The sequence below is a fragment of the Mycolicibacterium iranicum genome (assembly GCF_002101705.1).
Taxonomy (GTDB): domain Bacteria; phylum Actinomycetota; class Actinomycetes; order Mycobacteriales; family Mycobacteriaceae; genus Mycobacterium; species Mycobacterium iranicum.
The window spans coordinates 36,904-58,412 of record NZ_LQPC01000073.1 but is presented as its reverse complement, the minus strand read 5'-3'; the positions used below and the strand labels follow the sequence as shown (position 1 = coordinate 58,412).

Sequence of the window (21,509 nt, the reverse complement as noted above, 5' to 3'; positions counted from 1 at the left end):
GAGCGCGCGTGGAATCGAAGCATGGCTTCTCAGATGGGTGACCCGACGATCTTCGATCTTCTGTTCGTCATTCTGCTGCTCTCAGCAACGGCCTCGGTCCTGCTGCTGTGCCGGTACCTCAACACCCGCGACGACGGCACGCGGCGCGCGCCGACATCTGATCGACGCCCAGCATTCGCTTCGCGCACGTCCGACTAGGCTCTCGCGGAATAGCAATCCTGGCTGCGGCCTGAGCCAAATTGGCAGCCCGGAATGCTATTCCGCGGCGCCGGGGTGGCTACTTGGCAGGGAACTCCTCGGCGAGTGCGATCAGCTTGGCGCGCACCAGATGTGGACTCTCGTCGACGATGAAATGGCCACCCTCGACGACCTCGATCTGGTAATCGTCGGAGCGAGCTGTCTGCGCTGCGGCCAGGTCCGGATGGATCGCAGTGTCTGTTCTCCCGAACAGCACGCGGGTCGGCACCGTCGAGCGCCGCCGCTCGCCATTGCGCACCGCCGAAGGCACCTCCTTGAGCAGGAAGGTCCGATAGGTGTCGCGCGCGGTGCGGGCGACCACCGGATCGCGGAAACGGTCGGCGTAGACGCGGACCGTCACCGGGTCGAGGTTGGGCGCCGCCGCCCGGAAGACGAATTTCTCCAAATACTTGGTGCGTTGCTGCAGGGGCACCCCGATCGACGCCACCACCGGCTGGTACAGCAAGAACCGCCACAGGTGCGGCGCCATGACCTTCGGCGGGACCCACGGGTGGGCGATGTTCAGCGCGAGGTAGGCGTCGATGCGCTCCGGGATCCGCAGCGTCAACAGGTGCCCGATAAAGCCGCCCCAGTCGTGGCCGACGAGCAGGAAGCGGTCGATCCCAAGCGCGTCGACGAGGGCGACCACATCGGTGACCACGTCCTCTTTGGCCCACCGGTGCGGCGGCGGCCCAGACCACCCGTAGCCGGGCAGATCAGGAGCGATGATGCGCAGCCCGGCGGGCGGATCGGCCAGCAGGTCCCGGTACACCCAGTGATGCTGGGGCCAGCCATGCAACGCCAGGACGGGCCTGCCGTCCTCCGGCCCCGCCTCGGTCACGTGGAAACTGACTCCGTTGACAGTCACATGGCGTCTGCGTACCCCTCCAATTGGCGGGGGTTGGTTCGTCATGGCCCTGAGAGTAATCGGGAGGGTCTACGGTGCTGATATGCCCGGGTATCGCGACCTCTTCGACGCCAGCATCAACGATCCGACAGCCTTCTGGGCCGACGCAGCCAAAGCCGTGACCTGGACCAAGCCGCCACAGCGAATCCTCGACGACAGCAACCCGCCGTTCTACCGCTGGTTCCCCGACGCCGAACTGAACACCTGCGCCAATGCTCTGGACCGCCACCTGGAGAGCGGCCGCGGCGAACAGCCCGCGCTGATCTACGACTCGGCGGTCACCGACACCAAGCGCGTCTACACCTACGCCGAGCTGCTGGATCAGACCGCCCGCTTCGCCGGGGTGCTGCGCTCCCTCGGCGTCGGAAAGGGCGACCGCGTCGTCATCTACATGCCGATGATCCCCGAGGCCGTCATCGCGATGCTCGCGTGCGCGCGCCTCGGCGCCGTGCACTCGGTCGTGTTCGGCGGCTTCGCGCCGCACGAGCTCGCGGTGCGCATCGACGACGTCAGGCCGACGGTGGTGGTGTCCGCGTCGTGCGGCATCGAGCCGACGCGCGCCGTGGAGTACAAGCCGATGCTTGATGCCGCGATCGCGATGACGGAGCATCCGCCTGCACATTGCGTTGTGGTGCAACGGGATCGGCTGCGCTGTGACCTGGTGGAGGGCCGCGACCTGGAGTGGGCCGAGGTGATGAAGGGCGCCGAACCCGTCGACGCCGTACCCGTCGCCGCGACCGACCCGCTGTACGTGCTGTACACGTCCGGCACGACGGGCAAACCGAAGGGCATCGTCCGCGACAACGGCGGCCATGCGGTCGCGCTGCTGTGGAGCATGCGCCACATCTACGACATCGCCCCCGGCGACGTCTTCTGGGCCGCCTCCGATGTCGGCTGGGTGGTCGGCCACTCCTACATCGTCTATGCCCCTTTGCTTCTGGGTGCGACGACGGTGCTCTACGAGGGTAAACCGGTCGGCACCCCGGACCCCGGGGCGTTCTGGCGGGTGGCCTCCGAGCACGGTGTCAAGGCGCTGTTCACCGCGCCGACGGCGATCCGCGCGATCCGCAAAGAGGACCCGGAAGGCAAGTACGTCTCCGAGTACGACCTGTCGAGGTTGAAGTATCTGTTCCTGGCCGGCGAGCGCCTTGACCCCGACACCTATCACTGGGCATCGGAGAAGCTCGGCATCCCTGTGATCGACCACTGGTGGCAGACCGAGACCGGCTGGCCGATCGCCGCCAATCCGATGGGCGCCGAACAACTTCCGATCAAGGCCGGCTCCCCCACCGTCCCGATGCCCGGCTACGACGTCCGGATCCTCGACGAGCACGGGCACGACTGCCCCGCCGGCAAAGAGGGCGCGATCTGCATCCGGCTTCCCCTGCCGCCGGGGACACTGCCGACGCTGTGGAACGCGCAAGACCGCTACCGGGCGTCCTACCTCACCGAGTACCCCGGCTACTACCTCACCGGCGACGGCGGCCGCTACGACGACGACGGCTACCTGTTCGTGATGGGACGCATCGACGACGTCATCAACGTCGCCGGGCACCGCCTGTCGACCGGCGCGATCGAAGAGGTGCTGGCCACCCACCCGGCCGTGGCCGAGTGCGCGGTCATCGGCGTGGCCGACGAGATCAAGGGCCAGGCCCCGCGCGGCCTGGTCGTCGTCAAGTCCGGCGCCTCCGCCGAGGGGCTTGCCGAAGAGCTCGTCAAACTGGTCCGCGACGAGATCGGTGCGGTCGCCGCGTTCAAGCTCGTCGACGTGGTTCCCGCGCTGCCGAAGACCCGCTCGGGGAAGATCCTGCGCAAGACCATGCGCGGGCTCGCGGCGGGCCGTGACGAGCCGGTGCCGTCGACGATCGAAGACCCGTCGGTGCTCGACGCACTGGGACCGATCCTGCGCTCCTGAGACCGGATGTTATGCCCGTCGCAAGTTGGGTATCTCCCCATCACAGACGTCAATATGGCTCGTCGTGACGGGAGGCGCGAATGTCCGAACACCCCAAATACATGGCGGTCCAGGGCGCGGCTCTGATCATGGCGGGTGCGCTCTTGCTCATCGGCGTGCTGAGCTTCATCCCCGGCGTCACGTCAAACCTCGGCGAGCTCGGCTGGATCGGACAGCATTCCGGCGCAAGGCTTTTCGGCACGTTCGTGGTGTCGGCCGGGCTCAATATCGTGCACCTGGCCGTCGGCGCCGCCGGCTTCTACTTCGCGCGCACCTACGCCGGTGCGCGTGCGTACCTATTGGGCGGCGGGCTGCTCTACCTGGGGCTATGGCTCTACGGCGTGCTCGTCGAATTCGGCAGCGACGCCCACGTCATCCCGCTCAACACCGCCACCAACTGGCTGCACCTGGGCTTGGGCGCGGTCATGGTGCTGCTCGGCGTGACGCTGGGCGGCCAGCACGACCCGACCAAGCGCCGGCCGCGGCTGCGCCGAGCACCCTCCCACTAGCGCCGAAACTGCATTCCACGCGGCCTCTCCGCGACTTTTTGCGCGTGGAATGCAGTTTCGGCGAAGGCTCAGGCGATGGACAGTGCGATGCCGTCGAGGATGTCGTGCTCGCTGACCACCAGGTCGGTGATGCCGGCCTTCTCACCCAGCACCCCGGCCAGCTCCTGCACGATCAGCGCGCCGCCGCCGATGACGTCGACCCGGCCCTCGTGCATCGGCCCCAGCGCCGCACGCTGCTCGCGCGTCATGGCCAACAGTTCGGCACAAACGGGAAGCAGCTCGTCGAAGCTGACACGCGACAGATGGATCGCATCGGAGTCGTAGGTCGCCATCTTCTGCGCGAGAGCGGCGAGCGTTGTCATCGTTCCCGCGACGCCCACCCACGTCCGGGCCTTCTGGACGGGCACCTGCCGCAACACCTCGGCCAGGGCGTCACGCACGACTGCCCGCGCCGCGTCGATCTCGTCTCCCGTGGGCGGATCGGACCGCAGGCACCGCTCGGTGAGCCGCACACAACCGATGTCCGCGGAGTACCCCGCCTCCGCGTCCTCGGAGCCGAGCACCACCTCCGTGGACCCGCCACCGAGGTCGACCACCACGAAAGGCGCTGCGGCGGAATCGAGATCGCCGACCGCGCCGTAGAACGACAAGCCCGCTTCCTCGGTGCCGGTGATCACCTCGGCCACCGCGCCGGGGACGACGGACCCGAGCACCTCCGACGTCATCGCGAAGAACTCTTCACGGTTGGACACGTCACGCGCCGCCGACGTCGCGACCATCCGGACCGCGCCGACGTCGTGACGACGCATCAGCTCGGCATAGGCGCTCAATGCAATTCTGGTGCGCGCCAACGCTTCCGGCGCGAACTCGCCGGTCGCGTCGACACCCTGCCCCAGACGCACGATGCGCATCTCGCGGTGGACGTCGCGCAGGCGGCCGTCGATGACGTCGGCGATCAGCAACCTGATCGAATTCGTCCCACAGTCGACCGCCGCGACCCTCACGTCCACACCTTCCTGTCCAGAATTCCCGCCATCTCGGGCTCGGCGGCCAGCACCGCCAACGCCTCGTCACCGAACGGGTTGACCCCGGGCCCTTTCGCCAGGGAATGAGCAATCACCACGTGCAGGCATTTGACCCGGTCGGGCATTCCGCCCCCGGAGAATGTCGTCCCCAACGGCTCGATGGCATCGCGCTCCTCCAGGAACGATTCGTGCGCCTGCCGGTAGGCGGCGGCCAGGTCCGCATCCTCGGCCAGCCGTTCGGTCATCTCACGCATCATGCCCGAAGACTCCAGGCGACTGGCTGCGGCCGTCAGCACCGGGTGGGTCAGGTAGTACAGCGTCGGAAACGGCGTTCCGTCAGGCAGTTTGGGTGCGGTCTTGACGACGCCGGGCTCACCGTTGGGACAGCGATAGGCGATCTCGAGCACACCGCGAGGCTCCCGACCCAGCTGCCGCGCCACCGCGTCGAGATCAGACTGCTCAACCACCGGGCGGGGGCGCACTAGGCGGGATGGGCTCTGGCGCCGACGGTGCACCAGGAGGCGGTGTCGGCGGAACACCGTGGGGCGCTTCGGCGATCGTGTGCCACAGCGCGGTGTACCACGGGTCGTTGCTCTTCGTCTCGGCCAGGTCGGTGGTCGGCGCGCCGGGCGCCGCGGCACCCGGAGGAAGCTGCACCTGATACGGCGTCTCGCCAGGCATCACGAAGCCGAGCCGCTCGCGCGCCTGCGCGGCGATGAACACCGGGTCGGCGAGCTTGGCCTTCTGCTCCTCCAGGTCCGCGATCTGTTCTCGCAGTTGAGCTTCGCTGGCCTCGAGCTGCTTCATCTCGGTGCGCTGAGCGAAGTAGGTCCGCACCGGCCCGGCGATCGTCAACGTCAGCACACAGATGACCGCTGCGAGGATCGCCGCCCGCCGCGCGGCCGAACCGAACCGCTGCTCTGCAGCCGCCTCCGCCGACGCGATGATCGACTCCCGGATCGAGCCACCCTCGGGAGTGTCTGCGAGATCGACGAACTCCGCATCCTCCTGTGTCGGCGCGGTCGGCGCCGCGCGGGGCGCCTCCCGGCGTGCCGACGTTCCTCGCGGCTTTGCGCGCCCGCCGTCACCGGGCCTGGCCGGACGGGACGCGGGAGCCTTCTTGCTCCTCGCGTCCCCGCCGGTACGCCGCTTCGGATCGGGCCGCTTCGCTTCGGGCACGGGCTATTTGGTCTCCACACTGAAGCGCGGGAAGGCGAGGTCGCCGGCGTAGCGAGCCGCATCGCCGAGTTCCTCCTCGATGCGCAGCAGTTGGTTGTACTTCGCCACCCGCTCGCTGCGGGCCGGTGCACCGGTCTTGATCTGACCGCTGCCGACCGCCACCGCCAGGTCGGCGATCGTGGTGTCCTCGGTCTCGCCGCTGCGGTGGCTCATCATGGTCTTGTAGCCGGCGTTGTGGGCCAACGACACCGCGTCGAGCGTCTCGGTCAGCGTGCCGATCTGGTTCACCTTCACCAAAAGGGCGTTGGCGGCGCCCTTTTCGATGCCGTCCTCCAACCGCTCGGGGTTGGTGACGAACAGGTCGTCGCCGACGAGCTGCACCCTGTCACCGATCGCGGTGGTCAGCGCGACCCAGCCGTCCCAGTCGTCCTCCGACAGCGGATCCTCGATCGACACCAGCGGGTAGGCGCCCAACAGGTCGGCGTAGAACGCGGCCATCTGATCAGCGGTGCGCGTCTCCTTCTCGAACGCGTAGCCGGTGCCGTCGGTGTAGAACTCCGTCGCGGCGACGTCGAGGGCCAGCGCGACATCGCTGCCGACCTTCAACCCGGCCGCCTCGATGGCCGTACCGATCAGATCCAGCGCCGCCTTGGTGCCGGGCAGGTCGGGTGCGAAACCGCCCTCATCGCCGAGGCCGGTGGCCAGCCCCTGCTTCTTGAGCACCGACTTCAGCGAGTGATACACCTCGGCACCCCAGCGCAGCGCCTCCTTGAAGCTCGGGGCGCCGATCGGGGCGATCATGAATTCCTGGACGTCGACGCCGGTGTCGGCATGGGCGCCGCCGTTGATGATGTTCATCATCGGCACGGGAAGGATGTGGGCGTTCGGTCCACCGATGTAGCGGAACAGGGGCAGCTCGGCCGCCTGCGCGGCGGCCTTGGCCACCGCCAGAGAGACACCGAGGATCGCGTTCGCGCCCAACCGCGACTTGTCGGGGGTGCCGTCGAGATCCAACAACGCCTGATCCACGAGCCGCTGTTCGTCGGCGCCCAACCCGATCACCGCAGGCGCGATCTCGTCGAGCACCGCCTCGACGGCCTTCTCGACGCCCTTACCGAGGTAGCGGGAACCGCCGTCGCGCAGCTCGACGGCCTCATGCTCGCCCGTCGACGCGCCCGACGGCACGGCCGCCCGGGCCACGGTTCCGTCCAGCAGGCCCACCTCCACCTCGACCGTCGGGTTTCCCCGGGAATCGAGGATCTCGCGGGCTCCGACCTGCTCGATGATGGGCACTTTCGCCTCCTGGGTCTTTCGCTCGGACGTTTTCGGTGTTGAGCCTAGAGCGTGCGTGTTCAGCGGGTGATGTCAGAGCGGATGTCCCTGGGCGTAGGCCGTCGCCCAGTCGCGCACATTGCGGGCGTACGCGTCGGAATGGTTGTAGGCGCGCAACGCCTCCATCCACCCCCGCGGCTTCGATAGATCCTTGCCGCGCCAACACAGATAGCCCGCCGCCGACAGGGCCGCATCGTCGATGTTGTCGGCGCTGATGTCGCCGTCGTTGTTGGCGTCGACACCGTAGAGCCGCCACGTCTCCGGGATGAACTGCATCGGCCCCATCGCGCGGGCATAGGGTTCTTCGCCATCGTGACTGACGGAATCGTGGTCGAGGATCTCCAGGTTTCCGTTCGACCCGTCGAGCAGGACACCGCGGATCGGCGGCGTCACCTCGCCATCCGGCGCGACGGTCGAACCGCGGTAGGTGCCGTGATGGCTTTCCACCTGGCCGATGCCGGCCAGCGTCGTCCACGGCAGGTGGCAGTCGGGATTCTCGACCTCGGCGACCCTGGCGGCGTAGGCATAGGCCTCCAGCGCGGTCACCGGAATGCCGAGGGCGGGCGCCCGCTCGGCGGCCCACTCGCGCAACTGGTCGGCGGGCCGCCCCTTGGCGTAGGTGTCTATTTGCGGGACGGGATCGCCGGGCGGGGGCGGGACACCGTCGGGCACCAGCGTGCCGAGCTGCCACGAGCAGCTCGAGGCCAGAAGCAGCGCTGTCGCGCCGATCACGGCCACCGCTTGTAGCCAACGCACCCGCGTCACCGGACTCCCTCGAACCACTTTCGTTGTAAGCCATGCTGCCACGCAGGCAGGGACTTAAGGCTCACCTCGGGCGGCGGGGCATGGGTGTACATTCACTGTGCGCTTCGGTAATAGGTGAGCCACACCTTCGTTTGGCAAGCCAAAGCAAACACGCGCGCGGCGTAGCGAGGAAACTTCATGGTTGCTGAGATCGATCTGGCGGTCACCTCCTACTACGCGGCTCCGAACATCACCTCACAGCTTTTTGGCAGCGGACTCATAGGTTTGCGTGAAGGCCTGGAAGCCGCGATCGTCGTCTCGATCCTGGTCGCGTTCCTCGTGAAATCCGATCGCCGCGACGCGCTGAAGTGGGTGTGGCTGGGCGTCGGTGCGGCCATCGCGATGACCCTGATCGTGTTCCTAGCCATCCAGTTCGGTACCCACACCATCACCGGCCTCGGCGCGGAGGCCATCGCCGGCGTGGCGTCCCTGATCGCCGTCGCCATCGTCACGACGATGGTGCTGTGGATGAAGAAGGCGTCCGCATCGATGTCGGGTCAGCTGCGCAGCGAGATGTCGCGCGCACTGGAGACCGGCCCGCTGGCCATCACCGCGCTGGCGTTCCTCGCCGTCGGCCGCGAAGGGGTCGAAACCGCCCTGTTCATGGTCGGGTATGCCGAGGCGCAGACGGCGTGGCCACTGGTCGGCCTCATCGTCGGGGTGCTGATCGCCGGGGCCATCGCCTATGGGATGTACCGCGGCGCGCTGAGCATCGACCTCGCCAAGTTCTTCTCCTACACCGGCGTCTTCCTGATCGTCGTCGCCGCCGGCATCCTCTCCTATGGCATCGGCGCCCTGCAGACCGTCGGCTGGCTGCCAGGCCTGGGCAGCAAAGCATTCGACATCAGCACGTCGTTCAACTGGTCGGCCTGGTACGGAGAGGTCATCCAGGGCATCTTCAACGTCACACCGACCCCCACGGTGCTGCAGCTGGTCGGCTATCTGACCTACCTCGTCGTCATCCTGGCGCTTTTCCTGCGCCCGACCACTCCGGCGGCACGCCGCCGAAACCCAGAGACGCCCACAACCAATCCATCACCTGAAAGGTCCACCACGTGAAGGTTCAATCCTCCGCAGCAGTGATCGCGGCGGCCCTGGCGGCACTTGCGCTGACCAGCTGCCAAGCCAAGGAAGAGGCACCCGCTGCGTCCGAGGACGGCGGCACCGCCGCGCCGTCGGAGATCACGGTCGAGGCGTCCGACACCTCGTGCGAGCTCTCCGGCACCGAGGGCAAGACCGGGGCCAACACCTTCGTGATCACCAACAACGGCAACAAGGTCACCGAGTTCTACGTCTACGGCGAGGGCGAGCGGGTGATGGGCGAGGTGGAGAACATCTCCCCCGGCCTCCAGCGCAAGCTGATCGTGCAGCTCAGCCAGCCCGGTACCTACCAGACAGCCTGCAAGCCCGGCATGATCGGCGACGGCCTGCGCGGCGACTTCACCGTCACCGGCGACGAGGTGCAGGTCGACACCGAAGGCAAGTTCAAGGAAGCCGCCGACAACTACAAGCGCTACGTCAACAGCCAGGTCGAGGCCCTCGTCCCGGCGGTAGAGGCGTTCGCCGCGGCGATCAAGTCCGGCGACATCGAGGCGGCCAAGGCCCAGTACCCCACCTCGCGCGTGTACTACGAACGCATCGAGCCCGTCGCCGAGTCGTTTCCCAACGACCTCGACCCGCGCATCGACCTGCGCGAGGCCGACCTCGAACCCGGCCAGAAGTGGACCGGCTTCCACCGCCTGGAGAAGGACCTGTGGGTCAGCGGCCTGCAGCCCGACACCAACGCGATCGCCGACCAACTGGTGGCCGACGTCAAGGAATTGCAGGCCGGCGTGAGCGCCCCAGACTTCACGGTCGACTCGACCCAGATCGCCGGCGGCGCCCAGGGCCTGCTCGACGAGATCGCCACCAGCAAGATCACCGGCGAAGAGGACATCTTCAGCCACACCGACCTGTGGGATTTCAACGCCAACCTGCAGGGCTCGCAGACGGCCGTGGCGTCGGTCCGGCCGATCCTCGACGAGCGCAACCCCGACCTCGGCAAGCGCGTCGATCAGCGCTTCGAGGAAGTCGAAGCCCTCTTGGAGAAGTACCGCGAAGGCGATGGTTTCGTGCTGTACGACACGGTGACCGAGCCTGAACGACAGGAGCTCTCGCGCGCGATCGATGCGCTGAGCAAGGAGGTAAGCCAGGTGCAAGGTGTCATCGCACCCCAATGACGTGAATCCGGCGGCTGAGCCCGAACCCCAGCGGTCCGGGCTCAGCCGGCGCAAGCTCTTCGGTGCCGCAGGTGTCACCGCGGCGGTCGTCGGCGCGGCCGGCGCGGGAGCGCTGGCCGGCCGCTCGTCGGCCGCCTCGACGCCCAACCACCTCGACACCGCTGTCCCCTTCCGCGGCGAGCATCAGGCGGGCATCATCACCGAGGCCCAAGACCGCATGCACTTCGCCACGTTCGACGTGACGACGAACAGCCGCGACGACGTCATCAAGATGCTCGCCGACTGGACCGAGATGACCGAGCGGATGACGCAGGGCAAGGAGGCGTTCCCCAACGGCTCCACCGGTCAGAATCCGTACTCCCCGCCGTCGGATACGGGCGAGGCACTCGGCCTGCCGCCGTCGCAGCTGACCTTGACCATCGGGTTCGGGCCGTCGTTCTTCCTCAAAGACGGTGTGGACCGGTTCGGCATCGCCGACAAGAAGCCCGCCGAACTCGTCGACCTCCCCAAATTCCCGAACGAGAAGATCGATCCGGCCCGCAGCGGCGGCGACATCGTCGTGCAGGCATGCGCCAACGACCCGCAAGTCGCGGTGCACGCCATCCGCAATCTGGCGCGGATCGGCTTCGGCACCGTCGCGGTGCGCTACTCGCAGCTGGGGTTCGGCCGCACGTCGTCGACCACACGCAACCAGTCCACACCGCGAAACCTGTTCGGATTCAAGGACGGAACAGCCAACCTGCGCTCGGACGAGACGGAGAAGCTGAACAATTTCGTGTGGGTCGCCGATGGCGACGGCCCGTCCTGGCTGACGGGCGGAAGCTATCTGGTGGCGCGCCGGATCCGGATGCGCATCGAACAGTGGGACCGCACCACGCTGCTCGAGCAGGAACGCGTCATCGGCAGGCAGAAGGGCACCGGCGCCCCGATGGGCCTGTCCGACGAGTTCGACGAATTGAACTTCGACCTGAAGAACGACAAGGACGAGCCGCTGATCGACACGCTCGCCCACGTCCGGCTGGCCTCGCCCGAGAACCTTGGTGGCATCGAAATCCTGCGCCGCGGATACAACTTCACCGACGGCTCGGACGGCTTCGGACACCTCGACGCGGGGTTGTTCTTCATCGCATTCGTTCGCAACCCGGTGACGCAGTTCGTGCCGATGCAGAACGCGATCTCCCGCGACGACGCTATGAACGAGTACGTGACACCGACAAGCTCGGCGGTGTTCGCTTGTCCCCCCGGCATTCCCGAGGGTGATACGTCGACGTTCTGGGGCTCGACGCTCTTCGACTGAGGTGACGACGCGCGTCCGGCGCGGCGCGGGGATCTGGACGCGACGCTTGAACGTCGTGCAGCGAAAGTGCGAGAACGGAGCTGCTAAACGTCGGACTGTGGGTCGTCCCGGTTGTCCCGGTCCTCGGCGTCTTCAGGCTCGTCGGCGCCTTCAGGCTCGTCGGCGTCTCCAGGATCCTCAGCCTCGTCGGGCTCCTCAGCCTCGACCTGGTCAGCATCGGCGTCGTCCACGACCCCGACCGTGACCGGCCAGTGCGCTCGCCACTGGTCGGCCGAGATCACCCCACGCGGAGCGTCGTCGAGTTCCTCGGCAACATCCGCACTGCGCCCGGCCGTGACAGCGGCCTTCTCGGCAACGCGGACGTCGTCCATGAATTCCAGAACGGCTGAGCGCAAGGCATTCTCGGCGTCGACGTCGGCGGAGACCGTCACCGACGTGATCGACGCCGGGATCAGATCGTCGGGCAATCCCGCGGTGTCGGCTCTGGCGAGCACCTTCTGCGCCAACGCCAACGCCGGCTGCGCGGTGGGGATGTCGTCCATGCAGGATTCGCGCGTCGACCGTTCCAGCGCTTTGCGGTGCTCCCACTGCGCCAGCTGATCCTCAAGCGAAATCGATTCTCCGGCAAGCACTGCCGGCACGCGGTTGCCGAGCTTGCGCACCAGCGCGTCGGCGACGTCGTCGATGTCGAACGACTTCTCGGGGGCCTCTTCAGCGATACGCGCGTGGAACAGCACCTGCAGCAGGACGTCGCCGAGTTCGTCGCGCAACTCGGTGAGGTCACCGCCGTGGACAGCATCGAACAGCTCGTAGGTCTCTTCCAAGAGATAGCGACGCAGCGAGTCATGCGTCTGCTGGCTCTCCCACGGCCCCGCGGTGCGCAGCTTGTCCATCATCGACACCGCATCGACCAGACGTTCACCGCGCTGCGCGGACGGCGCCGAGATCACCCGCTCGCCCGCAGTGACGCGGGCCACGACGTCGGGATGATCAGGATCAGACGACAGCAGCACCTCTGCCGCCTCACCCGTATAGGCGGGCCGCGCCGACGGTAGCGACCAAGGGACCTTGATCGGCATCTCCTCGGTGTACTGCACGTCACCGGCCAGCAATTCGATCGCCTCGACAGGGACCAGCGACGGGCGGCGTGGATCGACGAGGACGACGGTCATCGCACCGGTTATATCAGCTTTGCCCTGCGGCAAGCCATCTGTTGCCCGCCGTTGAGTCCTAATCGTGAAGCACTTTGATGAGACCCGAGACGAACTCGATCAGCTCCAGATCGCGGATCCGCGGCGCGCCGACACCGCTGCCTGCGCGCGGGATCGGCACCTGCACGGTCGACGTCGTCGCCCGGTAGTTCGCGCCGGAGTAGAGCCGCTTGAGCCGCAGCTGCGCAGAATCGGGCAGCGTCAGCGGCGAGATCCGCAGCGTCGACGCCGCCGATGTCACCGCGCCGATCTCGGTGAGACCGTGGGCGCGCGCGAGCAGCCGCAACCGGGCGACGGCCACGAGCAACTCCGCCGGCTCGGGCAGCGGACCGTACCGGTCGACGAGCTCCTCGATCACCGCGTCGACCGCGGTGTCGTCCGGCGCGGCGGCGAGCCTGCGGTAGGCCTCCAGCCGCAGCCGGTCGCTGCCGATGTAGTCCGGCGGCAGGTGTGCGTCGACCGGAAGGTCGATCCGCACATCCTTCGGCTCTTCCGGCGTGGCAACGGTTTTCCCGTCGGCCGCGGCTCGATATGCTTCCACGGCCTCGCCGACCAGGCGCACGTAGAGGTCGAAGCCGACACCGGCGACGTGGCCGGACTGCTCGGCTCCCAACACATTTCCGGCGCCGCGGATTTCAAGATCCTTCATCGCGACAGCCATGCCCGCGCCCAACTCGTTGTTCTGCGCGATGGTCGCCAGCCGGTCGTAGGCCGTCTCGGTCAGCGGAACCTCGGGCGGGTACAGGAAGTACGCATAGCCGCGCTCGCGGGAACGGCCGACGCGGCCCCGCAACTGGTGCAGCTGGGACAGCCCGAACGTGTCGGCGCGTTCCACGATCAGCGTGTTGGCGTTCGAAATGTCCAGGCCCGTCTCGACGATCGTCGTGCAGACCAGGATGTCGAACTCCCGGTTCCAGAAGCCCTCGACCGTCTTCTCCAGCTGTTCCTCGGGCATCTGCCCGTGCGCGACGACGACCCGCGCCTCCGGCACCAGCTGCCGGACCTTGGCCGCGGCCTGGTCGATCGAGCGGACCCGGTTGTGGATGTAGAACGCCTGTCCGTCGCGGAGCATCTCGCGGCGCAGTGCCGCGGCGACCTGTTTGTCGTCGTGCGGTCCGACGTATGTCAGGACCGGATACCGCTCTTCGGGTGGGGTGAGGATCGTCGACATCTCGCGGATGCCGGCCAGGCTCATCTCGAGCGTGCGCGGAATCGGGGTGGCGCTCATCGTCAACACGTCGACGTGGGTGCGCATCGACTTGATGTGCTCCTTGTGTTCGACGCCGAAGCGCTGCTCCTCATCGACGATGACCAGCCCCAGGTCCTTCCACGTCACCCCGGTCTGCAGGAGCCGGTGGGTGCCGATGACGATGTCGACGGAACCGTCCTTCATCCCCTCCATCGTGGCGCGCGATTCGGCGGGATCGGTGAAGCGCGACAAGCCTTTCACCGTCACGGGGAAGCCGGTCATGCGGTTGGTGAACGTCTGCAGGTGCTGGTCGGCCAGCAGCGTCGTGGGCACCAGCACCGCGACCTGCTTACCGTCCTGCACGGCCTTGAACGCGGCACGGACGGCGATCTCGGTTTTGCCGTAGCCGACGTCGCCGCAGATGACGCGGTCCATCGGCACGGGCTTCTCCATATCGGACTTGACCTCGGTGATCGCGGTCAACTGGTCGACGGTCTCGGTGAACCCGAACGCGTCCTCCATCTCCGTCTGCCACGGGGTGTCGGGACCGAACGCGTGACCGGGTGAGGCCTGACGTTTGGCGTAGAGGGTGACGAGCTCGGCCGCGATCTCCCGAACCGCCCGGCGCGCTTTGGTTTTCGTGTTCGCCCAGTCGCTGCCGCCCAGCCTGCTCAATGTCGGAGACTCGCCGCCGACGTAGCGCGACAGCTGGTCGAGCGAATCCATCGGCACGTACAGGCGGTCCGAACCGCCGCCTCGCTTGGCTGATGCATACTCCAGCACCAGATACTCGCGGCGCGCGCCACCGACGACGCGTTCGGTCATCTCCACGAATCGGCCGATGCCGTGCTGATCGTGGACGACCATGTCGCCGGCGGTCAGCGCGAGTGGGTCGACGACGTTGCGGCGTTTGGCTGCTAGCTTCTTGCCTTCGGTGGCGGCCGCACGGTTTCCGGTCAGATCGGTCTCGGTGATCACCACCAGGTTCGCACCCGGAATGACGACGCCGTCGTGCAGCGGCCCCTTCAGAACGCCGACCACGCCCTCCTTGGGCGACGCTCCGGGTTCGAGAATGGCTGCAGGCGTGTCGGATTCGGAAAGTTGCTCGACGACGCGCATCGCGGTACCGGTGCCTGGGGTGACGACGGCGCCGAACCCGCCGGTGCTGACGTGGGCGCGCAGCATCGCGAAGATCTCGTCGAGATTGTGCTGCTGGCCACGCGCCGACGGCGCGGGCCGGATGTCGAGGGCCGTCGACTCACCGGACCCGCTGTCGAGCTGACTCAGCGTCCACCACGGGTGGCCGCCGGCCCGGGCCGCGTCACGGGCATCGCCATAGCTGACGTAGCCCGAGGCGCCCAGTGCCTCAATGTCGATCGGCACGTCGCCGCCGACCGCCGCTGTCGACCACGACGCCTCCAGGAACTCGCGGCCCGTCTTGATGAGGTCGGCGGCGCGGGTACGCACCTTTTCGGGGTCGCACACCAGCAACGGAGTGCCGTCGGGGAGATGGTCCGGCAACGTCGCATAGTCGCTGGGGCGCAACAGCGGAAGCAACGCTTCCATGCCCTCAACCGGGATACCTTCGGACAACCGCGCCAGCATGTCGGGCACGCTGCCCGGCACACTGTTCTCAACCACCGGATGCTCGGCCGACAGCGCCGCCGCCCGGTCCCGGACCTCGGCGGTGAGCAGCAGTTCCCTGCAGGGCACGGCGATCAGGGTGTCGATGTCGATCTCGGGGATGGATCGCTGGTCGGCGACCGAGAACATTCTCATCTCGGAGACCTCGTCACCCCAGAACTCGATGCGCACCGGATGCTCTGCCGTCGGCGGAAACACGTCGAGAATGCCTCCGCGGACGGCGAATTCGCCGCGTTTGCCGACCATGTCGACACGGGTGTACGCCAGTTCGACCAGACATGCGACGGTGTCGTCGAAGTCCGCGTCGGCGCCGACGGTGAGAGTCACCGGCTCGACCTGTGCCAGGTCGGGTGCCATCGGCTGCAGCAGCGAACGCGCCGTCGTGACGACGATCCGAAGGGGCGCGCCGAGGCGGGCGTCGTCCGGGTGGGCCAGGCGGCGCAGCACCATCATCCGCGCGCCGACCGTGTCGACCCCGGGCGAGAGCCGCTCGTGCGGCAGCGTTTCCCATGACGGGAACAGCGCAACCGCATCTGCGAAGACGCCCTGCAGCTCTGCGGTCAGGTCGTCGGCTTCCCGGCCGGTGGCTGTGACGACGAGAAGTGCGCCGGACTGGGCGAGCGCGGACGCCACGAACAGGCGTGCGCTGGCCGGCCCGACGAGGCTGAGATCGGAAGGCCGGTCGGCGGCGCGGCGAGCGATCTCCTGCAGAGAGGGGTCGCGCAGCGCGAGGTCAACGAGGCCCGCGATCGGGGTTTGGACATGGCTGAGCCCCGAGACGGTCATGATGCGTCCATCGTAGGCACTGCCTCCGACAGTGCAGAGCGGCACCGGGGGCGACCCGGGCGGGTGAAATTCGTGCGTAGACCCCCCGACTCTCGGTGTTAGCGTCGGTGCGAGTTGGCGGGGAACGGGAGAGGCGATGGTTGCGACGCTTTCGATCGTGGAGGGCACCCAACCATCGCAATTGCTGGTTTCCGCAGGCCAGCAGGACGGCAAGGCCGCTGAGCTGGCCACCCAGACCGCGGCGTTTCAGAGCGGCCTCGACGCCCTGCGCGCGGCCTGGCAGGGCGGAGCCGCCGACGCCGCCCTCGCGAAGGCTGAGGTCGAACTCACACGCCAACGTGGGATGCACGCGAAACTGACGAACTTCGCGGCCGCGTTGCGGTACGGCGGTGTCAACCTCGATCCGTTGCGCAGCCAGATCCTTGCGATGGCCTCTCAGGCCCGCGTGCTGGGTGGCACGGTGGCCGACGACGGGACCGTGACCGGTCACGACACCATGGGTTTCATGTCGCCGACGCTGGCCGGTGCGTACACGTCGTCGCTGAAGACCATGCTGACGTGGTTCACCCGCATTGACGAGACCGTCGCCGAGGCGTTGCGCACCGGCGAGGCTGTGCCCGACACTCCGGTGCCGACCCTGAAGTGGGGTGAAGACGACCTTTATGACGGCGAACCCAAGGGCTCTGACGTCAACCAGGACGGCATCGGCGACTGCTACCTCGTCGCCACGATGAGCGCGGTCGCGAACGCCAACCCGCAGTGGATCAAGGACCGCATCTCCTACGACCCGCACACCGGCCTGTTCGACGTGACGTTGTGGGACGGGCGCGAATGGCGCCACATCGCCGTCACCCAGGCCGACATCGACGCCAACATCGTCCAGCACGGCGCCAGCGGAGTGGACAACAACGTGCCCGATGCGCCGTTGTGGCCCGCGGTGTTGGAATCCGCGTACGCCAAGATGAAGACCTCGGGCACCGATCTGTCGAAGATCCAGAACGGGGTGACTCCACCGGCCCTGGAAGCGCTCACCGGCAACAACGGCGACTGGATCTTCCCCGCCACCGAATGGATGACCCCGAGCCAGAACATCGACACCCAGATTGCCGACGCGTTGGCCGGCCATCAGCCCGTAATGCTGTCGACCAGCGTCTTCACCAAGGACTCCCTGGCGCCGATGCACGTCTACTCGATCGAGGGAATCACCGGCACGGGAAGCGACGCCACGGTGACGTTGCGCAATCCGTGGGGCCCGGGCAGCGACCTGCCCCCGGTCTTCGACGTCCGGCTCGGGGATCTGATCGGCACCAACCCGCTCAGCGGCGTCGGCTTGGGCCCGACCGCGATGATCAACATCGGCCGGATGGGGTCTTGAGTGTTCAAACGCATCCTGATCGTCGCCGTGACAATCGCGCTCGTCGCCATTCTGGGTGTCACCGCCTATTCGAGGCTGTACCTGCCGACGACCCGCCCGATCCTCAACGGGGCTCCGCTGGTTCTGCCCGGCAAACTGGAGAGGCTGTCCGCGGACCCGCTGAGCGGCCAGCCGCAGGCCGATCAGGAACGGTTCACAGTCGCCCTGCACGACGCGGTGACCGCCATCGCACCGGACTACCGGATCGAGACCGAAGAGCTCTACGTCCGTCGCACCGGGTACGACTGGGTCGCGCTCCGAAAGATGGCGGGCCCCTATCTCGACCAGTACGGCCTGACACTTGCGGAAGAGGGTCAGGAAGAACTCGGCGGTGAGACCGTCGACTATCTCATGTGGCGCCCGGAATGGTTGCGCAGCATCGTCGACGACAGGATCGTCCTCGCGGTCGCCCTGCGCACTCTGCTCGAACCCGATTACGGGACAATGGTTTTCGGCTACTTCGTGCTGCGGCCGCGCTAGCGGCTACTCCTCGTGCAGCACAGGGTCGGACTCGAGGTGGGTCAACCCGTTCCAGCACAGGTTCACCAGATGCGCGGCGACGACCTCCTTTTTGGGCTCCCGCACGTCGAGCCACCACTGCGCCGCCATCGACACCGACCCGACGAGCGCCTGCGCGTAGAGCGGAGCGAGGTCGGGGTCGAGACCGCGGCGGGAGAAATCCCCGGCGAGGATCGACGCGACCTGGCTGACGGCATCGTTGAGCAGCGTGGAGTAGGTGCCCTGCGTGATGCTCGCCGGCGAATCCCGGATCAGAATCCGGAACCCGTCGGTGCGTTCCTCGACGTAGGTCAGCAACGCCAAGGCCACCCGCTCCACCCGAACCCGCGACCTGTTGTCGGCCAGCGAGGACGTGATGCCGTCCAGCAGTGCCGACATCTCACGGTCGACGACGACGGCATAGAGGCCTTCCTTGCCACCGAAGTGTTCGTACACAACAGGTTTGGATACGTTGGCCCGCAGCGCGATCTCCTCGATGGAGGTGCCGTCGAACCCCCGCTCGGCGAACAGCGACTTGGCGATCTCGATCAACTGCTGGCGGCGTTCACTGCCGGTCATCCTCGCCCGTGGCGCACGAGGATGACTGTCCGGCTTATCGGGGCCTGCCACGCGTTTCAGCGTAAACCGTGCCCAGGTGAGAACCGCGTAACGTCAAGCGTGTGATCACGCTGGACCGCTTGATCAACGTCCTCGGTGGCTACGGCGCCCGCTGGCTGACCGGGGTCGCGGACCGTCAGACCGAGCTGCGCAGTGTGGTGCTGCCGGAGGTGGTCGACGGACGCACGGTGGCAGGCGACGTCCTGCTGGCCGTCGGCGCGGCCTCGCTGGACGAGGCGCTTCGCTGGGCGCGGTCCGCGCGTGCAGCTGTCGTACTGACCCGGGGCGCAGTGTCCGATCCGGCACTCGACACCGGGGGTGTCGCGGTGGTCGTCGTCGATTCGGCGATGCCGTGGAGCGATTTCGCCGCCATCGTCTACGGCCTCGTGATGGAAGGCCGGGAAACGGAGTCCGGCCGCGGCCCCACAGACCTGTTCGCCCTCGCCGACAGCCTGGCCGACGCGGTCGGGTGTGCGGTGGTCATCGAGGACCGGGCATCTCAGGTGCTGGCGTTCTCCCGAGAACAGCGGGACGCAGATCCGGCGCGCGCTGCGACCATCCTCGCTCGCCAAGCCCCGCCGGAGCTGCGGGCCGTTTTCGACGCGCACGGCGTATTCGCGCACCTCGCGGAATCCGACGACCCGGTGTTCGTACCGGCGGATCCTGGTGTCGGCCTGACCGGGCGCACGGTGGTGGCCGCGCGGGCGGGACGTGAACTCCTCGGCTCGGTGTGGGTGGCGTCCCTCGAACCGCTCGGCGAGCAGAGGCGCCGGGCGCTGGCCGACGGTGCGCACACCGTGGCGCTGCATCTGCTGCGCTCGCGAGCCAGCGCCGACCTGGAACGCCAGGTGGAATCCGAGCTGGTGATGCGGCTGCTGGAAAGTCCTGCCGACGCCGAGATGGTCGCCAGCCGGCTGGGCCTGCCGCCGTCCTCGCTGCGGGTGATCGCGTTGCGGGGTCGCGACGACACCGGCAGGCACTCTGCGCTGCTACAGATGTTCGAGCGCTCGACTGCCGGTTTCGGCTGGTCTCGCCCCTCGCGCAGCGCCCTCGCCGATGCCACGGTCTACACCGTTCTGGCCGCTGGGGACAGCGCTGCCGCGCGGAGCTGGGTCGACGCGCTGATCGCCACGCTGCCCGGCCACCTGAGCGTGCAGGCCGGTATCAGTGCGCCCGCCACAGCGACCGAACTCGCCGCCGCACGCAACGAGGCCGACGAGTGCCTGGCGCTTCAGGAAAGCACGGCCGCCGCCGAGCCGCCCGCCTACGACGAGTCCTGGGACGCTCTGCTGCTGCGCCGCCTGAAAACCGCGGCGCGCTCGGGGCGTACGCCGCACCGCAGCGCGGTCGCCGAACTCGCGGCGCACGACGAGGCCAATGGCACCGCCTACATTTCAACCCTGCGCGCCTGGCTGCAGGAACAGGGCGACCCGAGCCGCGCCGCCGTCCGTCTCGGGGTACACGAGAACACCGTCCGCTATCGGATGAAGCGAATGGCTGAACTCGCCGAGCTGCATCTCCATGACGCACACAAACGCTTCGCGATGACCATTGAGCTCAACGTCCTCGACTAACCGCGATTGTTCTGATCCGACACTTCACTCCACACCGTTTGTCGTCCTCTGACAACACGTTGTCCTCGTCGGCCACCGACCATGAAGTCGTAGGCACTGACACAACGAAAAGGACAGGCGATGTTCGGCGGCGTAGGGGCAGACCACGGTCCTCGATCGGTGATTGTCGTGGGCGCCGGCATCATCGGCCAGGTCGCGGCGTCGACCTACGTTGCCGGCGGACACGGCAGGTGGGGGCTGGCCCATGGTCCCGTCACCGGCCGCCTGCTCGCCGAACACATCGTCACGGGAAAGCAATCCGAGACCATCCGCCCGTTCGACCCGCTGCGCGGACGCCGGTCTGTCAGCTCGGCCGAAACTCTCACACTCCCCCTCTGACGAGGGATTCCAGTCGTCAGGGGCGGTGCGCTCATCCCGCCCCTGGCGACGACCATTGCCATCGAAAGGACAAGACGTGCACACAGCCAGCCCCATATGGATGACGCCGCGCTCTCGCGAGAGCCTGGAGCGCGAGCTCTGCGCGCTGCTCGCGCTGCCGAGAAACGCCGGGGCCGACGACATCGTGGATGCCTGGTTGACGCGCAAGGAACGCATTCGCCACATCCACGAGCTGTTGAGTCGAGCCGACCACGCGATCGACCCCGCCGATGACGGGATCGCCGAACCCGGAATGGTGCTGACCGTGCGCTTCGACGACAGCGGCGACACCGAGACCTTCTTGCTCGGCACTCGCGGCACCGCGGATGCAGAGTTGGAGGTCTACACCGTCAACTCTCCGCTTGGCGGCGCGCTGCACGGCGCAACGCCCGGAGAGAAGCGCAGCTACCCGCTTCCCGGGGGCGGCATCCAATCGGTGACCTTGGTCGCCGCCACACCGTTCGGCGCCCACCAGGCCGCGGGCGCGGGATCGCCGCGGGGTTGAGCCGACGTCTCGGTGGGTTAGAGTCGCACGCGTACTGGTCATCCGGTCCGTCGTGGTGTAATCGGCAGCACCTCTGATTTTGGTTCAGATAGTTCAGGTTCGAGTCCTGGCGACGGAGCTTTTGCAGCCGCGAGCGTGCGCGAAAAGACATCCAGAAGCGGTGTGTCGGCGCGCAGACACGCGCGCTCGC

The 21,509-nt window shown here is 67.5% G+C and carries 19 protein-coding genes, 1 tRNA gene and 1 pseudogene; 12 read left to right on the top strand and 9 right to left on the bottom strand.

What is annotated here, in order from left to right:
* The first annotated feature begins 21 nt into the window (after positions 1 to 21).
* Positions 22 to 198 (top strand): hypothetical protein, encoded by a 177-nt coding sequence (locus AWC12_RS31275; RefSeq protein WP_165762871.1) that lies wholly within the window; start codon positions 22 to 24, stop codon positions 196 to 198.
* 79 nt (positions 199 to 277) lie between these two features.
* On the opposite strand, the gene AWC12_RS28905 is transcribed toward AWC12_RS31275, so the two are convergent.
* The gene (locus tag AWC12_RS28905; RefSeq protein WP_085178291.1) at positions 278 to 1,150 is read right to left on the bottom strand and encodes an alpha/beta fold hydrolase; all 873 of its coding nucleotides are present in this window, start codon (positions 1,148 to 1,150) and stop codon (positions 278 to 280) included.
* Between the two features lie 37 nt (positions 1,151 to 1,187).
* Between AWC12_RS28905 and AWC12_RS28900 the strand changes: the two genes are divergently transcribed.
* Positions 1,188 to 3,059 (top strand): propionyl-CoA synthetase, encoded by a 1,872-nt coding sequence (locus AWC12_RS28900; RefSeq protein ID WP_085178290.1) that lies wholly within the window; start codon positions 1,188 to 1,190, stop codon positions 3,057 to 3,059.
* An 80-nt stretch (positions 3,060 to 3,139) separates the two neighbouring features.
* Complete coding sequence (locus AWC12_RS28895; protein WP_085178289.1) at positions 3,140 to 3,607, top strand: DUF4383 domain-containing protein; 468 nt, start codon at positions 3,140 to 3,142, stop codon at positions 3,605 to 3,607.
* A gap of 68 nt (positions 3,608 to 3,675) precedes the next feature.
* On the opposite strand, the gene AWC12_RS28890 is transcribed toward AWC12_RS28895, so the two are convergent.
* From AWC12_RS28890 to AWC12_RS28870, 5 genes are all read right to left on the bottom strand, one after another.
* Entirely contained in the window at positions 3,676 to 4,611 is a 936-nt protein-coding gene (locus AWC12_RS28890; protein ID WP_085178310.1) for a Ppx/GppA phosphatase family protein, read from the bottom strand.
* Complete coding sequence (locus AWC12_RS28885; protein WP_024448027.1) at positions 4,608 to 5,099, bottom strand: DUF501 domain-containing protein; 492 nt, start codon at positions 5,097 to 5,099, stop codon at positions 4,608 to 4,610. Before AWC12_RS28885 ends, AWC12_RS28890 begins: the two co-directional genes overlap by 4 nt.
* Positions 5,092 to 5,811: an FtsB family cell division protein gene (locus AWC12_RS28880; RefSeq protein WP_085178288.1), complete on the bottom strand. Its 720-nt coding sequence runs from the start codon at positions 5,809 to 5,811 to the stop codon at positions 5,092 to 5,094. Before AWC12_RS28880 ends, AWC12_RS28885 begins: the two co-directional genes overlap by 8 nt.
* Positions 5,812 to 5,814: 3 nt before the next feature.
* Positions 5,815 to 7,104, bottom strand: a complete 1,290-nt coding sequence (gene eno, locus AWC12_RS28875; protein ID WP_024448029.1) for a phosphopyruvate hydratase — start codon at positions 7,102 to 7,104, stop codon at positions 5,815 to 5,817.
* A 72-nt stretch (positions 7,105 to 7,176) separates the two neighbouring features.
* Complete coding sequence (locus AWC12_RS28870; protein WP_085178287.1) at positions 7,177 to 7,908, bottom strand: lytic transglycosylase domain-containing protein; 732 nt, start codon at positions 7,906 to 7,908, stop codon at positions 7,177 to 7,179.
* Positions 7,909 to 8,085: 177 nt separating this feature from the next.
* On the opposite strand from AWC12_RS28870, the gene efeU reads away from it, so the two are divergent.
* From efeU to efeB, 3 genes are read left to right on the top strand one after another with little or no spacing between them, the layout of a single operon-like run.
* On the top strand, positions 8,086 to 9,006 hold the full coding sequence (efeU, locus tag AWC12_RS28865) for an iron uptake transporter permease EfeU (RefSeq protein WP_085178286.1): 921 nt from the start codon (positions 8,086 to 8,088) through the stop codon (positions 9,004 to 9,006).
* Entirely contained in the window at positions 9,003 to 10,166 is a 1,164-nt protein-coding gene (gene efeO / locus AWC12_RS28860; protein WP_024448032.1) for an iron uptake system protein EfeO, read from the top strand. The genes efeU and efeO overlap by 4 nt, the downstream gene beginning before the upstream one ends.
* Complete coding sequence (gene efeB / locus AWC12_RS28855) at positions 10,147 to 11,463, top strand: iron uptake transporter deferrochelatase/peroxidase subunit (protein ID WP_085178285.1); 1,317 nt, start codon at positions 10,147 to 10,149, stop codon at positions 11,461 to 11,463. Before efeO ends, efeB begins: the two co-directional genes overlap by 20 nt.
* A gap of 83 nt (positions 11,464 to 11,546) precedes the next feature.
* Here efeB and AWC12_RS28850 read toward each other — a convergent pair whose 3' ends face one another.
* Positions 11,547 to 12,635 (bottom strand): nucleoside triphosphate pyrophosphohydrolase, encoded by a 1,089-nt coding sequence (locus AWC12_RS28850; RefSeq protein ID WP_085178284.1) that lies wholly within the window; start codon positions 12,633 to 12,635, stop codon positions 11,547 to 11,549.
* Between the two features lie 58 nt (positions 12,636 to 12,693).
* The gene (gene mfd / locus AWC12_RS28845; protein ID WP_085178309.1) at positions 12,694 to 16,293 is read right to left on the bottom strand and encodes a transcription-repair coupling factor; all 3,600 of its coding nucleotides are present in this window, start codon (positions 16,291 to 16,293) and stop codon (positions 12,694 to 12,696) included.
* A 136-nt stretch (positions 16,294 to 16,429) separates the two neighbouring features.
* Here mfd and AWC12_RS28840 point away from each other — a divergent pair, with 136 nt between their 5' ends.
* The gene (locus AWC12_RS28840) at positions 16,430 to 17,668 is read left to right on the top strand and encodes a C2 family cysteine protease (RefSeq protein WP_085178283.1); all 1,239 of its coding nucleotides are present in this window, start codon (positions 16,430 to 16,432) and stop codon (positions 17,666 to 17,668) included.
* Complete coding sequence (locus AWC12_RS28835; protein WP_085178282.1) at positions 17,669 to 18,187, top strand: hypothetical protein; 519 nt, start codon at positions 17,669 to 17,671, stop codon at positions 18,185 to 18,187. It begins immediately after the preceding gene.
* 3 nt (positions 18,188 to 18,190) lie between these two features.
* Here AWC12_RS28835 and AWC12_RS28830 read toward each other — a convergent pair whose 3' ends face one another.
* Entirely contained in the window at positions 18,191 to 18,784 is a 594-nt protein-coding gene (locus AWC12_RS28830) for a TetR/AcrR family transcriptional regulator (RefSeq protein WP_024448038.1), read from the bottom strand.
* A 101-nt stretch (positions 18,785 to 18,885) separates the two neighbouring features.
* On the opposite strand from AWC12_RS28830, the gene AWC12_RS28825 reads away from it, so the two are divergent.
* From AWC12_RS28825 to AWC12_RS28810, 4 genes and pseudogenes are all read left to right on the top strand, one after another.
* Positions 18,886 to 20,397 carry a PucR family transcriptional regulator gene (locus AWC12_RS28825; protein WP_085178281.1) on the top strand — a complete coding sequence of 504 codons (1,512 nt, stop codon included), beginning with the start codon at positions 18,886 to 18,888 and terminating at the stop codon, positions 20,395 to 20,397.
* A gap of 204 nt (positions 20,398 to 20,601) precedes the next feature.
* Positions 20,602 to 20,775, top strand: a pseudogene (locus AWC12_RS28820) (amino acid dehydrogenase); the annotation flags it as partial.
* 100 nt (positions 20,776 to 20,875) lie between these two features.
* Entirely contained in the window at positions 20,876 to 21,319 is a 444-nt protein-coding gene (locus tag AWC12_RS28815; protein WP_085178280.1) for a GreA/GreB family elongation factor, read from the top strand.
* Between the two features lie 46 nt (positions 21,320 to 21,365).
* A tRNA-Gln gene (locus tag AWC12_RS28810) sits at positions 21,366 to 21,437 on the top strand.
* Positions 21,438 to 21,509: the final 72 nt, after the last annotated feature.

Excerpts from the sequence above, each read along its gene's own strand:
- mfd (WP_085178309.1), bottom strand. The coding sequence starts at position 16,293 with ATGACCGTCTCGGGGCTCAGCCATGTCCAAACCCCGATCGCGGGCCTC.
- efeU (WP_085178286.1), top strand. The coding sequence starts at position 8,086 with ATGGTTGCTGAGATCGATCTGGCGGTCACCTCCTACTACGCGGCTCCG.
- AWC12_RS28840 (WP_085178283.1), top strand. The coding sequence starts at position 16,430 with ATGGTTGCGACGCTTTCGATCGTGGAGGGCACCCAACCATCGCAATTG.
- AWC12_RS28815 (WP_085178280.1), top strand. The coding sequence starts at position 20,876 with ATGACGCCGCGCTCTCGCGAGAGCCTGGAGCGCGAGCTCTGCGCGCTG.
- AWC12_RS28895 (WP_085178289.1), top strand. The coding sequence starts at position 3,140 with ATGTCCGAACACCCCAAATACATGGCGGTCCAGGGCGCGGCTCTGATC.
- AWC12_RS28850 (WP_085178284.1), bottom strand. The coding sequence starts at position 12,635 with ATGACCGTCGTCCTCGTCGATCCACGCCGCCCGTCGCTGGTCCCTGTC.
- AWC12_RS31275 (WP_165762871.1), top strand. The coding sequence starts at position 22 with ATGGCTTCTCAGATGGGTGACCCGACGATCTTCGATCTTCTGTTCGTC.
- AWC12_RS28900 (WP_085178290.1), top strand. The coding sequence starts at position 1,188 with ATGCCCGGGTATCGCGACCTCTTCGACGCCAGCATCAACGATCCGACA.
- AWC12_RS28905 (WP_085178291.1), bottom strand. The coding sequence starts at position 1,150 with ATGACGAACCAACCCCCGCCAATTGGAGGGGTACGCAGACGCCATGTG.
- AWC12_RS28830 (WP_024448038.1), bottom strand. The coding sequence starts at position 18,784 with ATGACCGGCAGTGAACGCCGCCAGCAGTTGATCGAGATCGCCAAGTCG.